Below are 13,200 nucleotides of genomic sequence, written 5' to 3' on the forward strand. Positions count from 1 at the left end.
TGCCGCAGGGCGGTCGAAACGATAGCTTGGGAACGCGCCGCGCTTGTCCTGCCTCCGCCATCTTCCACAATGCCCGCCGAGGCCACGGGGATCGTTTCACCATGACGGAGCAGCGGCGGCGCGGCGGCGCGTTCGGCACGCGTATCCTGGCATTCTTGGTCTCCGGGGTCTGCGTCTCCGGGGTCTTCGGAGCGGTTCCCGCCATGGCCGTCGCACCAGAATGCAGGACGACTCCGTTCGGTACGACCACCCTGACTGCCGTCGGCCTCCGGGGCGAACTCGTCTTCGCATCCGGCGCCCGCGGGGTCCTCGACGGTCTGCGCTGGCCGGATAATCCTAAACTCGCAGGGGCTGCGGCCGCTTGGCTCGAGACGCAGCGGAGCGTTCCTCTCATCCTCGTGGCGCGTGGAGAGACCGATCGCTGGGGCCGCGCCCATGTCGACGCGAGCGTGGCGGACGGCGCCCTCGATCTCGCCGGCGGCCTCGTGGAAGCGGGCCTCGCCACCGTCGATGCCGGTGAGCGTGACAGCCTGTGTCGCCCCGGCTTGCTCGCAGTCGAATCCGGCGCGCGTCAGGCCGGGCGCGGCCTGTGGCGGGAGGCGGAGCAGGATGCCCAGGACGGTGCCGCCCTGAGACTGCGCCTCGGCGGTTTCGTGGTGGCGCGCGGGCGGGTCCTCTGGGTCGGCGAACGGCCGCGGCGGACCTATCTCGACTTCGCCCGGCGGGGCGAGGACGGACTGACCGTAACCGTGTCGAAACGCACTTGGCGCCAATTGCAGGAACGTGGTTTGAGTGCGGCGACCCTGCGTGGCCGTCTCGTCCGGGTTCGGGGCATCGTCGAGGTCTGGCGCGGCCCGACCCTTGATGTGGCGAGCGCGGACATGATCGAAATCCTGGATACGGCGCAGGGGCGCTGAACGGTATGACGCGGGCGCACAGGATCACGAACGGATTGGCGGCGCCCGCGGGCCGCACCGCCGGCGCATGCGCGACAGCTCTCCTCCGGTCGGCCCTGCTGTCGGCCCTGCTGTCGGGCTGCATCGGCGATCAGACCGGTGCCACCCTGCAGCCCGCCGTGGTCGCCGTGCCGGCGGGGGCGCCGCGCGTCACCGGCCGCGAGCGCACCGCGTCCGACGCCGATCACGCCAAGCTGGTCGCGTCCTTCGGGGGCGAGTATCGCGCTCCTGCCGCGCTGAAACTCCTGACCGAGGTCACCGACCGACTGGTGCGGGCCACCGACCGGCCCGAGGAGACCTATGCGGTGACCCTCCTCGATTCGCCGGTCATCAATGCCTTCGCGCTGCCGAACGGCCGTCTCTACGTCACCCGGGGTCTACTGGCGCTCGCCAGCGACACCTCCGAGATCGCCGCCGTCCTTTCGCACGAGATCGCGCACGTCACCCTGCGCCACGCGACGGCTCGCACGGAACTGGCGCTCCGCTCCCAGCTCGTGAGCAAGGTCGTCGCCGACGTCCTGAACGATCCCGCCACGGGCGCGCAGTTGCAGAGCCAGTCCAAATTCGCCCTGGCGCGGTTCTCCCGCGATCAGGAACTCGAGGCGGACGGCGTCGGGGTGAAGACCCTGGCACGGGCCGGCTACGACCCGTTCGGTGCCGGGCGCTTCCTGCGCTCGCTCAGCCGAACCACCGGCATGAAGACCGGAACCGGGCAGGCGGGCGAACCCGACATGCTCGCGACCCATCCGGGCACGCAGGAGCGCATCACCCTGGTGACGCGGGCGGCACGCCTCATCGGCGCCCCCGGCCTCGGGGTAGACGAGCGCGCGCGCTATCTCGCGGCGGTGGACGGCATCGCCTACGGCGACAATCCGGGCGACGGCCTGGTGCGCGGCCGCCGCTTCCTGCATCCCGGCCTCGGCATCGCCTTCGAGGTGCCGGATGGCTTCACCATCGAGAACACCCGCAACGCCGTCCTCGGCACGACTCCCGAAGGCAGCCGACGCCTCCTGTTCGATCAGGTGGAGAACCCGGCCGGACAGGGTCTCGAAGAGGTGCTGAAGGCGACCTGGAACGATGCCATCGAGCCCGGCTCCCTCGAGAACCGGGCCATCGGTGGAAATCCGGCCGTCACCGCCCTGTCGCGGGGCAAGGACTGGACCTTCCGCCTCGCCGCGATCCGCATGGGCGAGACGACCTTCCGGATGATCATGGCCGCCAAGGGCATGACGGACCCGGACGCGGCCTTCCGACGCTGGACGGAAAGCCTCGCGGCCGTCGGGGCCGCGGAGACCCAATCCCTACGCCCCTTGCGCGTGCAGGTGGTGACGGCCACGCCCACCGACACCGTGGATACGCTCGCGCAGCGCATGCTGGTGTCCGACCGGGCCAGCGACCGCTTCCTCGTCCTCAATGGGTTGGAGCGCGGGGCGACCCTGCGCATGGGCCAGGGTTACAAAATCATCGTCGAGTAGGCGCGCGGCGGGAGACCGGGCGCCAGTGCGCGGCGATCCGGTTTCGCGGATCGCAAAAACGCGTCATCGTCGTGACGCGAATCCGCATCGTGCGTCGCACGCCTTGCAAACCGACCCTGAGACTGTGCCATGCTCGATGCCCTCGGGAGCTTCCTCGACCGAAGCGACCTGTCCCCCCACGGCATCTGCCTGCTGTGGCGGCCGGAGCTGATCTGGACGCACGTCGTCTCGGATTTCGTGATCGGCCTGGCCTACTTCACGATTCCCGTGGCGCTCGGGGTGTTCGTCACGAAGCGCCGTGACGTCGCGTTCGGATGGATGGCCTGGGCCTTCGCCAGCTTCATCCTCGCCTGCGGCACCACGCATTTCTTCGCGATCTGGACCCTATGGGTGCCGGACTACGCCGCCGAGGCCTTGGTGAAGGCGTTCACGGCGGTGATCTCGCTGCTCACGGCGATTCTGCTCTGGCTGCTGCTGCCGCGCGCCCTAGCGCTCCCCTCCCCCGAGACCCTGCGCCGCGCCAATGCGGAGCTCCTTGCCCGTGTCACGGAGCGCGATGCCGCCCTCGCGGCCCTCCAGACGGCGATCCACGAGCGCGAGCAGGCCGAGGCGATGCTGCGGCAGACCCAGAAGATGGAGGCCATCGGCGCCCTGACGGGCGGCGTCGCGCACGACTTCAACAATCTGCTCGGCGTGGTGATCGCCAACCTCGACCGCCTCGAACGCTTTTCCCTCGACAGCGGCGCCGAACGCGCGCGCACGAATGCCCTGAAAGGCGCCGAGCGCGCCGCGAGCCTCGTGCAGAAGATGCTGGCGTTCGCACGGCGCCAGCCCCTGCAGCCGACCCGGTTCGACGTCAACGGACTCATCGGGGATCTGACAGAGCTGCTTCGCGGCGCCCTGAACACCGCCGAGCCGCCGGAAATGGATTTGGCACCCGACCTGTGGCCCGTGCGCGTCGATGCCAATCAGCTGGAGAACGTGCTGCTGAATCTCACCGTCAATGCCCGGGACGCCATGCCGGAAGGCGGGCGGGCAACGATCCGTACCCGCAACGTACCTGCCGCCGAAGCGGGCGGTCTGGTCGGATTGCCGGCTGCCGATCACGTTCTGATCAGCGTCACGGACAAGGGTTGCGGCATGAGCCGGGAGGTCGCCGCGCGCGCCTTCGAGCCATTCTTCACCACCAAGGCCGTGGGCGAAGGCACGGGCTTGGGCCTGAGCCAGGCCTTCGGGTTCGCCAAGCAGTCGGGGGGCCATATCGCCATCGACAGCCGGCCTGGCGAAGGCACCACGGTGCAAGTCTACCTGCCACGCCATTTCGAGGCGGCGGCACGACCCGTGACGCGAATCCTCGAAGAGCCGACGCTGCTGACGACCGCCCTGCCCCCTCCCCGCTTCGCCTGACCGGAGCCGCGACACATCCCATGACCGAAACCGCTCCACGGGTCCTCATCGTCGAGGACGAGATCATGCTCCTCGAAGTGGTCGCCGCAGAACTCGAGGATGCGGGCTTCACCGTCTCCCAGGCGACCACCGCCGAGATCGCTCTCTCGTTCATCGAAAGCGATGCGGCCATCGACGTCCTGTTCACGGATATCCGTCTGCCGGGTGAAATGGACGGCTGGCAGCTCGCCGAAGCGGCACGCCGCCTGCGGCCCGGCCTCCCGATCATCTACGCGACGGGCTTTACCCAGACGCCGCCGCGCCTCGCGGAGGGCAGTGTGTTCTTCACCAAGCCCTACCGCGCCAACGCGATCATCTCCGCGATCCGCACGTTGGGCGGCAGCGGGCCTTAGACTCCCCAGGTCGCCCGCCCGAGGCTGTAGCCCTCAGGCCGCGGCCAGCGACAGCGACATGGATTCCTTCTTCATCAGCTCGCGGTAGAACCCGTCGAGATGCGTGAGCTTGTCGGGCGAGCCGTCCTGGATGATGCGGCCGCCTTCCAGCACCACGATTCGATCGAAGTCCTTCAGGGTCGAGAGGCGGTGCGCGATGGCGATGACCGTGCGGCCCTTCATGAGGTTGGCGAGGGCGTGACGGATCGCTTCCTCGGACTCGGCATCGAGGGCCGACGTCGCCTCGTCGAGAAGCAGGATCGGCGAGTCTTTGAGGATCGCCCGCGCGATGGCGATGCGCTGGCGCTGGCCACCCGAGAGCTTCACGCCCCGATCACCCACGATGGTGTCGAACCCTTCCGGCAGCGCTTCGATGAAATCGGTGCAATGCGCCGCGGCGGCCGCCTTCCACACGTCCTCGTCAGAGGCGTCGGGCCGGCCGTAACGAATGTTCTCCCGCAGGGTCCGGTGGAACATCGACACGTCCTGCGGCACCACCGTGATCGCCTCGCGCAGGGAGTCCTGCGTGACGCGGTGGATGTCCTGTCCGTTGAGGAGAATGCGCCCGCCCTGCGCGTCGTAGAAGCGTTGGAGCAGGGAGAACAAGGTGGATTTGCCGCCGCCCGACTTGCCCACGAGACCGACGCGCTGGCCGGGCTGGATGGCGAGGTCGAAGTCGGTGAACACGGCGCGCCCGTCGGGGTACGAAAAGGCGACGTGGTCGAACGTGATCTCCGCGCCGGTCCCCGACAGGGGCACGGCTTCCGGGTGATCGGTGAGATCGTGGGGTTGCAGCAGGGTGTGCAGGGCCTCCGACAGGCGGGCCGTGTGCTGGGTCGCGTCCACGAGGGCGACGGCGAGATCGCGGGTGGCGGCGAGGATGCGGATCCCGAGCGTGCAGACGAGAACCACCTGCCCGTTCGATGCAGCCCCCGCCTCCCATAGGGTGATGGCCCAATAGAGCAGTCCGAGCACGGCCAGCACGGTCAGGATCGCGTGCACGATACGCAGCTTCTCGAGATAGAGCAGCGACGAACGGCGCGAGCGCATCTCGACACCGATGGTCCCGTCGAAGCGGGTGTATTCGCGCTTGAACGCCGAGAAGGCGCGCACGAGGGGCATGTTGCCGACGAGATCCACCATCTCACCGTCGACGGAAGCCGCCTTGGCGGCAAAATCGTGGTGCAGCGGCTTACCGGCGGCCGCCATCTTGAACATCAGCAACACGACGGCGGCGAAGATGCCGGCGAGCACCAGGGCCATCGTGAGGCTGACGGTGCCGATGTAGAGGATCGACAGGAAGGCGGCGACGCAAGGCGGCATCACGTTGAACACGAACATGTTCTCGACCGTGAAGATCGCGTTCGAGGTCGCGGTGATGCGCGAGGCCAGGGTGCCGGGCTGGCGATCGGCGAAGAACGAGGGCGAATGCCCGGTCATGTGGCGGAACAGGTCGCGGCGGATGTCGCCGGTCACGCCGACGAACGTGAACGACCCCGTGAGGCTGGCGACGCGCCAGAGCATGTTGTCGGCGGCGATGAACGCGACGAGCAGGGCGAGCGCGCCCCAGATCAGGCCGGCCTCGGGCCCCTTGCTCAGGGCATCGACGACCCCCTTGAGGGCGTAATCCGTGCTGACGGAGAAACCGACGGCGCCCAGCACGGCGCACAGGATCACGAGATGCGGCAGTGCCCGGCGGCGCAGGTAGCGCGCGACGAAGGCGAACGGCCTGTCTGCATAGACGCACAGGTCTTCCATCGCGGTGACAATCCCGTTTTCCAGCAGACCCGCGCCTGCCGTCCCTCGAACGAAGCCCGTGCGCGATCCGCACGCGACTTATGTGCCCCCAAGGATCGCAACGCGAAGCTCGGTCGAGCGTTGCACGCTAACGTCCAGCTTCGTCCGTTCTCAGGGAAGAAACCTGAACGCGGCTTGAGCGGCAAGCGAATTCAATGCCGCCCAGTCCCCACCCCGAGGATTAAGCGACGGTGGACCGTCGGGTCTCGGGCATGATCAGAGCGATCATCACGAAGCCGGCGAAGCCCACCGCGGCGAGGCCCAGGAAGGCCGAATGGCTCCCCAGGCGATCGGCCATGATGCCGGCGAGCGATGTGGACAGGGCGGCCCCGATCCCCATGGCCGTGCCGACGGCACCGAGCGCGAGGTTGAAGCGCCCGGTGCCCCGGGTGACGTCGGATACCACGAGGGGCACCATCACGCCGAACACCGCGGCCGAGATTCCGTCGAACACCTGGATCGCCACGAGGAGTTCGGGGCTGCTCGTGTAGGCGAACAGCAGACCGCGGATCGGCAGGGCGGCGAACCCGATGAGGAGGAGCGGGCGGCGGCCCCAACGCTCGGCGGCGCGCCCGACGGCCGGCCCCGAGACCGCGAGCACCACCTGCGGAACGACGATGCAGGCGGCGATGAGGGCGGTCGCGGTTTCGCTGGCGCGCAGGGTCAGCATGCTGCCCACCAGGGGCAGCATCGCCGCATTGGCGAGGAAGAACAGCATCATGCATCCGCCGAAGCACATCAGTGCCCGATTCGCCAGCAGGGCGCGGACGACACCGTCGCGCCGGGGCGCGACGGCCCCAGGGGCGGGACCCGGCGCCTTGGCCACGGTCACGGGGCCGATCTCGTCGGCCCGGATGAACGACAGGGCCACCAGCGTCGGGATCATCAGGAAAGCGGTGAGGTAGAACACCGCGTCGTTGGAAAGATAGTAGCCGCAGGCTCCCATGCCGGCGGCGGCGACGGCGTTGCCCAGGGCCGAGAAGCTCGCGTTGCGCCCGAGGCGCTCACCGGCCCGGGCATGGCCGACGAGACCGATGCTGATGGCGGCGATGGCCGGCGTGAGGATGCAGCTCGCCGCCGAATGGGCGGCCATGGCCAGAATGACGATGAGGAAGTTCGGCCACATGGCCAGGGCGAAGGCGCTGAGCGCGATGGCGACGACCGAGAAGCCGGCGGCGAAGCGGAGCGACCGCATGGCATCGACGAAGGCCCCGCCCGGGACCTGACCGAGCAGGCTGACGAGGCTGCCGATGGTCAGCGCGAAGCCGATGTCCGACTGGGTCCACTTCGCCTGGGTGAAGTACACGGCGAGGAACGGCCCGAACCCCGTCTGGAGGTTGGCGACGAAGAACGCGAACCCATCGAGGCCCCGGCTGCTGGTGCGCGAGATCGCCTTCATGTCGGCGGGACCCTCCGCGGCATCGGCCAGGGCCTCGCGCCGAGGCATCGGGCGCGGCCGGAATTCGGACCGGACGACCTCCCTCGGCTTGAGGGGGCGCCGGTCCTTCGGGAGGGGAACCGTCATTTGTCCGGCGTTCTCTCTGCCGGTTTCTCGGGCATCTTCTCGGCGGTCGGAGCCGGGGGCGCGACGGGCGCGGCAGCCGGGGCCGCAGCGGGTGTTACGGGGGCGGCAGCCGGCGGCTCGCCCTCGGGGACAGCCGGGCTCGCCGGCCCAAGGACCACGATGGGCTCGCCCGCCTTGTATTCCGGCGAGACGCGGACCTGATTCCGGGACAATTGCAGGACGAGGCGCGTCGGCTTGCCGTCCGAGGTGAAGCGCATGGAGCGCCAATCCACCGCGATCTTGCGTGAGCCGACGCCGAGGAAGCCGCCGAAATCGATGATGGCGGCGCGGGGGCGGCCGTCCTTGTCGAGGATGATGTCGATGATCCGGCCCATGTCCTCGCCGGTGGCGCTGCGCACGGCCTTGCCGAGCACGCCCTCGTAATCCGCCGTGTCGAGGACCGTGGCGGGAGTCCCCGTGGGCAGAACCGGCGCTTGGGCCGGAGCCGGGTTCGCAGCGCCCGTCGGAGCAGGTGCCGGCTGGACGGAGGTCGGCGCCGGGGGCGCCTGCGGTGCAGGCGGAGCGGCCCCATTCGGCCCTGCGGGCGCAGCGGGTACCTCGGCGGGTTTGCTGCCGGGGGGCGTATCCTCGGCGAAAGCGGAGGCGGCCCCGAGGCTGATCGTCGTCGCGGCGATCATCCGGACAAATCTGAACACGTGCGTTCCCCGAGCGATGATCGCGCCGGCCCTTGGGCAGGACACGGACCCATCCGGCGGGTTCCCACAACGGAGCGGGTCCCATGTCCGGGTCTCGTGTCACTGCGCAACGACCAAGGCGAAGTTGTGAAGGCGAGATCCGGTAAGGACCATCGGCCAAAAATCTGTGGGCAAAAACCGGGCCGACTCCGCGGATCCGCGCAGGGTCCCGCACAGCTCTGCCATTCCGCCTTGCGGTTCGCAATCGGCCAATTCGAGGGCCTAGTGCGGCTGCGTCCCAGCGCCTCGCGGCGCGGTCCCGGATCTCGCTGGAATCCGATCTCCCGACCTGTGTCGTCGGGATCGATCCGCCTCGTCTGGTTTTCGTCAAACCCGCGTCGTACACACGCGAAACTTCGCCCAGACCCCACCGTGTGGGGGTGCCCGATCGTCCGAGGACTTGAGCCGATGCCCTTCATTCGAAACGCCAGCGCCGCGGCGCTCCTCGCCGCAGCCCTCGCGGGCTGCCAGGCGCTCGGCAGTAGCGGCGGCGTGATGCCGGAGAGCGATGTCGGCCCGCCGCCCTCGATGCGTGGCTCGGTCCCGAACGCATCGGGTCCGCGCTCGGCCCGCGTCGATGCCGATGGAAACCAGATCCAGACCACGCCGACGCGGCGACTCGATCTGCCTCGCTCGGCAGGCGGCGTCGCCCGCGCGTCCGCGTCGGAAGAGCGGCGCATTCGCCGTGAGGACATCGAAGGCAGCGCGGACGGGCGTTCGGGCTCGGGCAGCGGTGGAATGACCCCCAGCCTCGGTTCGGGCGGCGTCGGCGTCGGCGGCAAGTTCTAAGGCCACCCGGGATCTGCGCGTCCAAGGGCTGGCGCTCGATGCGCCGGCCCTTGTCCTAAGGCAGTTCAGATCGCGGAGCGACGGCCGCCGTAATAATCGTCGAGGCGTCCGCCGAAGGCGGGATCGGCGAACGGATCTTCGCCGGCCCCGTGCGTCGGAGCTCGGGCGAGGGTATCCTTGTCGATGTCGACGACATACCCGCCGAGTTCGACGCTGTAACGCAGCGAGCGCCACGGCAGCGGATGGTAGCTCTCACCGAGACCAAGGAAGCCGCCGAACGACAGGACCGCGTAGGCGACCTGTCCCGAAACCTTGTCCACCATGAAATTATGCACGGTGCCGAGATGCGCGCCGTCCGCGTCGTAGGCCGCCGTACCCTCGACCTTATCCGAGGCGATGAGGCGCGGCGTCTCGTCGATGGCGACCCCTTCGCCCTTGGGATCGAGTTCGAGGGTCCCGGCTGGCCTGATCGGGCGCTCATTGGGAAGATCGGTCGGCATTTCGTCGCTCCGGGATGTCTGGAACGGCAAACGCGCGAGCGCCCCGCCCCGGTTCCCGGATCGCTCTCCCCGGACGGGTGCCTCAGATGTACCCGGCGCCGTGCGGCGCGTCCGAGACGGTGCCGGACTCGGACGCGATGACGGCTCCGAGACCGCCGATGAGAGCGAGGGCCGCACAGAGGGCGAGGGCGAAGACGGCGATGATCATGGCCGGACCCTCGGCCTCGGAGGCTTAACCGTCCGTTTCCGGAAGGCGCAAAGGCCGCGTCGGGCGGTCGATCCATCGAGGGCGAAAATTAGTTCGTTCCGCGCGGGCAAGGACGAACCGCGTAGTCCGCCGCGCACCCTCGGCTGAAGCCGGCCGTATTCCGGCGAGGTCGGTCGCCGCCGGAACAAGGGATCGCCGTACACCTCCGCCCTACCGGCCGGCGTTGCGAGAATTAGAGAAAACCATTGCAAGTCATGGCCTTGGCTCGGCATCGCGCGAGCGCTACCGCCCGCTGGAATCGCTGGCTTCGTGCTCGGACAAGGCAAAGTACAACGCCGACACCGATCAAGATCTCGAATGTGCGCCTTGAACTTCTCCACGTGCGCCGGGAGCGATCCTGTTGATAGGGCGCGCTCCCTGTGGACGGCTCCCAAGCACAGGGCGGATTTCCCTTGGAACGGTCGCAACACTGCTTAGTTGTTGCAGCTATGCGCTCCGAGGCCTCGTGCCGTGGGCGTACCGGCGCTCGCTGCCGAACCTCTGGAGGAAATCCATGGCCAAGACCACGACCAAGAGTGCCACCAAGAGCGCGGACAAGAGCGCCGCGACTGGCGACGAGAAGCCGGCCGCCGAGAAGACCGCCGCAAAGGGCAAGAAGGTCGCCGCCCCCAAGGGCGAGGGCGCCAAGCCGAACGCTCTCCAGCAGCCGCTCAAGCCGTCGCCCGAACTCGCGGCCGTTGTCGGTGATGCTGCCCTGCCCCGTGGCGAGGTCGTCAGCAAGGTCTGGGAATACATCAAGAAGCATGAGCTTCAGAACCCGGAGAACAAGCGCGAGATTCTGGCCGACGACAAGCTCAAGAAGGTCTTCGGCAAGGACAAGTGCACGATGTTCGAGATGAACAAGCATCTCGCCGCCCATCTCAAGTCCGCCTGATCCTGAGGGACGTCGCGCCGGCCCCGAACACGGGCCGGCGGCCGATGCCGGACCGAGCCGTCGCGAGGCCGTGACCCTCGCGACGATGGGCATACTGTCGGCCGGATTTTCCGCAACGGGTAGCCAGCCGTTATTCGCCGATACGACGGCCCACCCGGCGCCTTTCCGGCAGATCGCCATGGTGCTGTTTCCGGGGATGACGGCCCTGGACGTGGTCGGGCCCCAGGCCCTTTTGGCTGGTCTCGCGGGTCCGAGTTTCCATCTGGTGGCCGAGCGGATCGGCCCCGTCGCCAGCGATACCGGACTCGAGATCGTCGCGACCGCGGACTTCGAGACCTGTCCGCGGGACCTCGATGTCCTGATCGTGCCCGGCGGCGATGGAACGCCCGACCAGATGCGCAATGAGCGGCTGCTCGCTTTCCTGCGCGATCGCGCCGGGCGGGCGGCCTGGGTCACGAGCGTCTGCACCGGGTCCCTGATCCTCGGCGCGGCGGGCCTGCTGACGGGATACCGGGCGACCTCGCACTGGTGCGTGCGCGATGGGGTCCTGCCCCTCTTCGGTGCGATCCCCGTGGATGAAAGGGTGGTGTTCGACCGCAATCGCGTGACGAGCGCCGGCATCTCGGCCGGTCTCGATTTCGCCCTGGCGCTGTCCGCGCGCCTGCGCGATCCGGACTACGCCCGGACCAGCCAGCTCGTGGCGGAGTACGCTCCGCAGCCCCCCTTCGCGGCCGGCACGCCACGCACCGCCGGAGCCGCGATCACGGCTTCCGCCACCGGCATTCTGAAGGATCTGATCGAGGGCTCGTTCGCCGCTGCCCGGGCGCGTTGATGGCCCTCGCGTGGGACAACCGCCATGGGCGCACGGCGACCGGCTGGTACATCGGATAATTTGCGTTAACGTCGCGGCTATCTCACGGATTTCCAACAGCGAGACGTTGCATGGCCGGCGGTTTGGCGGACGACCTCATCCGGACGAAATCCCTCGAACGGCTGAACTCCGATGCCGAGGGCGGCGAGCACAAGCTCGCCCGCACCCTCGGGCCGTGGAGCCTGATCGCGCTGGGGATCGGCGCGGTGATCGGTGCCGGCCTGTTCTCCCTCACCGGCATCGCGGCGGCCGAACACGCTGGCCCGGCCGTGGTGATCTCGTTCGCCATCGCGTCCATCGCCTGCGCGTTTGCCGGCATGTGCTACAGCGAGCTCGCCGGCATGATCCCCGTGGCGGGCTCGGCCTACACCTACGCTTATGCCACCATGGGTGAACTCGTCGCCTGGATCATCGGTTGGGATCTCGTCCTCGAATATGCGGTCGGGGCCGCCACCGTGTCGGTGAGCTGGTCGAGCTATGTCACCCGCTTCCTGCGTGACACCCTCGGCATCAACCTTCCGCCGGGCCTCGTCCATTCGCCGTTCGAGACCTACACCGTCGATGGCGTGACGGCGCACGGCCTCGTCAATCTGCCGGCGATCCTGATCATCGTGGCGGCTTCGGCGCTCCTGATGATCGGCATCCGCGAGTCGGCCCGGGTCAACGCCGTCGTGGTGATGATCAAGCTCGCCGTCGTGGCAGTCGTGGTCGGCGTGGGCCTGTTCTACATCAAGGCGCAGAACTACGTGCCGTTCATCCCCGAGAACACTGGCACCTTCGGCGAGTACGGCTGGAGCGGGATCATGCGCGGCGCGGGCGTCGTCTTCTTCGCCTATGTGGGCTTCGACGCCGTATCGACGGCGGCGCAGGAGGCCAAGAACCCCCAGCGCAACATGATGATCGGAATCCTCGGCTCCCTTGCCATCTGCACGGTCATCTACATCCTGTTCGCCGGCGTGCTCACCGGCCTCGTGCATTACGACCAGATGAGGGGCGATGCGGCGCCCGTGAACACCGCCATCGCACAGACGCCGTTTCCGTGGCTGCGCAGCCTCGTGACGCTCGGCGTCATCGCGGGCTTCTCAACGGTGATCCTGGTGCTGCTGCTCGGCCAGAGCCGGGTGTTCTACTCCATGAGCCAGGACCGGCTGCTCCCGGGCTTCTTCTCCAAGATTCATCCCACCTGGAAGACGCCGTACCGCTCGAACCTGTTCTTCATGGTTTTCACCAGCGCGCTCGGCGGCTTCCTTCCGATCAGCCAGCTCGGCCACATGACCAGCATCGGTACGCTGCTGGCTTTCATGCTCGTCTGTGCCGGCGTGATCATCCTGCGCCGGACCCAACCCGATGCACGACGCGACTATCGCACGCCCCTGGTCCCCCTGGTGCCGATCCTCGGTATCGTGAGCTGCTTTGCCATGATGGTGTCGCTGGATGGCGAGACCTGGCTGCGCCTGCTCGTGTGGCTCGCCATCGGCTTCGTGATCTATTTCAGCTGGAGCCGCCGTCACAGCCGCATCGGCCGCGAGCAGGCCGGCACTTGAGGCGCGCTTCCATCGTGCGGCAGGACAAC

General features: G+C 68.3%; 13 protein-coding genes. 8 read left to right on the forward strand and 5 right to left on the reverse strand.

Features of this window, described 5'->3' with window-relative positions:
- Positions 1 to 101: 101 nt before the first annotated feature.
- The 4 genes from ASF52_RS07770 (at position 102) to ASF52_RS07785 (ending at position 4,230) form a co-directional block, all read left to right on the forward strand.
- Positions 102 to 917 carry a hypothetical protein gene (locus tag ASF52_RS07770; RefSeq protein ID WP_056170187.1) on the forward strand — a complete coding sequence of 272 codons (816 nt, stop codon included), beginning with the start codon at positions 102 to 104 and terminating at the stop codon, positions 915 to 917.
- Positions 918 to 922: 5 nt separating this feature from the next.
- Positions 923 to 2,431, forward strand: a complete 1,509-nt coding sequence (locus ASF52_RS07775; protein WP_082515231.1) for a M48 family metalloprotease — start codon at positions 923 to 925, stop codon at positions 2,429 to 2,431.
- A gap of 129 nt (positions 2,432 to 2,560) precedes the next feature.
- Entirely contained in the window at positions 2,561 to 3,838 is a 1,278-nt protein-coding gene (locus ASF52_RS07780) for a sensor histidine kinase (protein ID WP_056170190.1), read from the forward strand.
- A 20-nt stretch (positions 3,839 to 3,858) separates the two neighbouring features.
- The gene (locus ASF52_RS07785) at positions 3,859 to 4,230 is read left to right on the forward strand and encodes a response regulator (RefSeq protein WP_056170193.1); all 372 of its coding nucleotides are present in this window, start codon (positions 3,859 to 3,861) and stop codon (positions 4,228 to 4,230) included.
- Between the two features lie 33 nt (positions 4,231 to 4,263).
- Here the strand turns inward: ASF52_RS07785 and ASF52_RS07790 are convergent, their stop codons facing one another.
- The 3 genes from ASF52_RS07790 to ASF52_RS07800 form a co-directional block, all read right to left on the reverse strand.
- Complete coding sequence (locus ASF52_RS07790) at positions 4,264 to 6,027, reverse strand: ABC transporter ATP-binding protein (protein WP_056170195.1); 1,764 nt, start codon at positions 6,025 to 6,027, stop codon at positions 4,264 to 4,266.
- 220 nt (positions 6,028 to 6,247) lie between these two features.
- Positions 6,248 to 7,591: an MFS transporter gene (locus tag ASF52_RS07795; protein WP_056170198.1), complete on the reverse strand. Its 1,344-nt coding sequence runs from the start codon at positions 7,589 to 7,591 to the stop codon at positions 6,248 to 6,250.
- The gene (locus ASF52_RS07800; RefSeq protein ID WP_443136663.1) at positions 7,588 to 8,286 is read right to left on the reverse strand and encodes a PRC-barrel domain-containing protein; all 699 of its coding nucleotides are present in this window, start codon (positions 8,284 to 8,286) and stop codon (positions 7,588 to 7,590) included. The genes ASF52_RS07795 and ASF52_RS07800 overlap by 4 nt, the downstream gene beginning before the upstream one ends.
- A gap of 447 nt (positions 8,287 to 8,733) precedes the next feature.
- Between ASF52_RS07800 and ASF52_RS07805 the strand changes: the two genes are divergently transcribed.
- A complete protein-coding gene (locus ASF52_RS07805) occupies positions 8,734 to 9,114 on the forward strand; it encodes a hypothetical protein (protein ID WP_056170204.1) in 381 nt (126 codons plus the stop codon).
- A gap of 65 nt (positions 9,115 to 9,179) precedes the next feature.
- Here ASF52_RS07805 and ASF52_RS07810 read toward each other — a convergent pair whose 3' ends face one another.
- Both ASF52_RS07810 and ASF52_RS23445 read right to left on the reverse strand, forming a co-directional pair.
- Complete coding sequence (locus ASF52_RS07810; RefSeq protein WP_056170207.1) at positions 9,180 to 9,614, reverse strand: PRC-barrel domain-containing protein; 435 nt, start codon at positions 9,612 to 9,614, stop codon at positions 9,180 to 9,182.
- Between the two features lie 82 nt (positions 9,615 to 9,696).
- A complete protein-coding gene (locus ASF52_RS23445; RefSeq protein WP_274533785.1) occupies positions 9,697 to 9,822 on the reverse strand; it encodes a hypothetical protein in 126 nt (41 codons plus the stop codon).
- A gap of 553 nt (positions 9,823 to 10,375) precedes the next feature.
- On the opposite strand from ASF52_RS23445, the gene ASF52_RS07815 reads away from it, so the two are divergent.
- The 3 genes from ASF52_RS07815 (at position 10,376) to ASF52_RS07825 (ending at position 13,171) form a co-directional block, all read left to right on the forward strand.
- Positions 10,376 to 10,756 carry an SWIB/MDM2 domain-containing protein gene (locus tag ASF52_RS07815; RefSeq protein ID WP_056170210.1) on the forward strand — a complete coding sequence of 127 codons (381 nt, stop codon included), beginning with the start codon at positions 10,376 to 10,378 and terminating at the stop codon, positions 10,754 to 10,756.
- Between the two features lie 178 nt (positions 10,757 to 10,934).
- Positions 10,935 to 11,588, forward strand: a complete 654-nt coding sequence (locus tag ASF52_RS07820; protein WP_056170213.1) for a DJ-1/PfpI family protein — start codon at positions 10,935 to 10,937, stop codon at positions 11,586 to 11,588.
- Positions 11,589 to 11,698: 110 nt separating this feature from the next.
- Complete coding sequence (locus ASF52_RS07825; RefSeq protein WP_056170215.1) at positions 11,699 to 13,171, forward strand: amino acid permease; 1,473 nt, start codon at positions 11,699 to 11,701, stop codon at positions 13,169 to 13,171.
- Positions 13,172 to 13,200: the final 29 nt, after the last annotated feature.

The organism is Methylobacterium sp. Leaf112 (assembly GCF_001423295.1).
In the GTDB taxonomy this organism is placed as follows: domain Bacteria; phylum Pseudomonadota; class Alphaproteobacteria; order Rhizobiales; family Beijerinckiaceae; genus Methylobacterium.

What these genes read in the sequence shown, in the direction of transcription:
- ASF52_RS07770 (WP_056170187.1), top strand. Translation starts at nt 102, where the DNA reads ATGACGGAGCAGCGGCGGCGCGGCGGCGCGTTCGGCACGCGTATCCTG.
- ASF52_RS07775 (WP_082515231.1), top strand. Translation starts at nt 923, where the DNA reads ATGACGCGGGCGCACAGGATCACGAACGGATTGGCGGCGCCCGCGGGC.
- ASF52_RS07780 (WP_056170190.1), top strand. Translation starts at nt 2,561, where the DNA reads ATGCTCGATGCCCTCGGGAGCTTCCTCGACCGAAGCGACCTGTCCCCC.
- ASF52_RS07785 (WP_056170193.1), top strand. Translation starts at nt 3,859, where the DNA reads ATGACCGAAACCGCTCCACGGGTCCTCATCGTCGAGGACGAGATCATG.
- ASF52_RS07790 (WP_056170195.1), bottom strand. Translation starts at nt 6,027, where the DNA reads ATGGAAGACCTGTGCGTCTATGCAGACAGGCCGTTCGCCTTCGTCGCG.
- ASF52_RS07795 (WP_056170198.1), bottom strand. Translation starts at nt 7,591, where the DNA reads ATGACGGTTCCCCTCCCGAAGGACCGGCGCCCCCTCAAGCCGAGGGAG.
- ASF52_RS07805 (WP_056170204.1), top strand. Translation starts at nt 8,734, where the DNA reads ATGCCCTTCATTCGAAACGCCAGCGCCGCGGCGCTCCTCGCCGCAGCC.
- ASF52_RS07810 (WP_056170207.1), bottom strand. Translation starts at nt 9,614, where the DNA reads ATGCCGACCGATCTTCCCAATGAGCGCCCGATCAGGCCAGCCGGGACC.
- ASF52_RS23445 (WP_274533785.1), bottom strand. Translation starts at nt 9,822, where the DNA reads ATGATCATCGCCGTCTTCGCCCTCGCCCTCTGTGCGGCCCTCGCTCTC.
- ASF52_RS07815 (WP_056170210.1), top strand. Translation starts at nt 10,376, where the DNA reads ATGGCCAAGACCACGACCAAGAGTGCCACCAAGAGCGCGGACAAGAGC.
- ASF52_RS07820 (WP_056170213.1), top strand. Translation starts at nt 10,935, where the DNA reads ATGGTGCTGTTTCCGGGGATGACGGCCCTGGACGTGGTCGGGCCCCAG.
- ASF52_RS07825 (WP_056170215.1), top strand. Translation starts at nt 11,699, where the DNA reads ATGGCCGGCGGTTTGGCGGACGACCTCATCCGGACGAAATCCCTCGAA.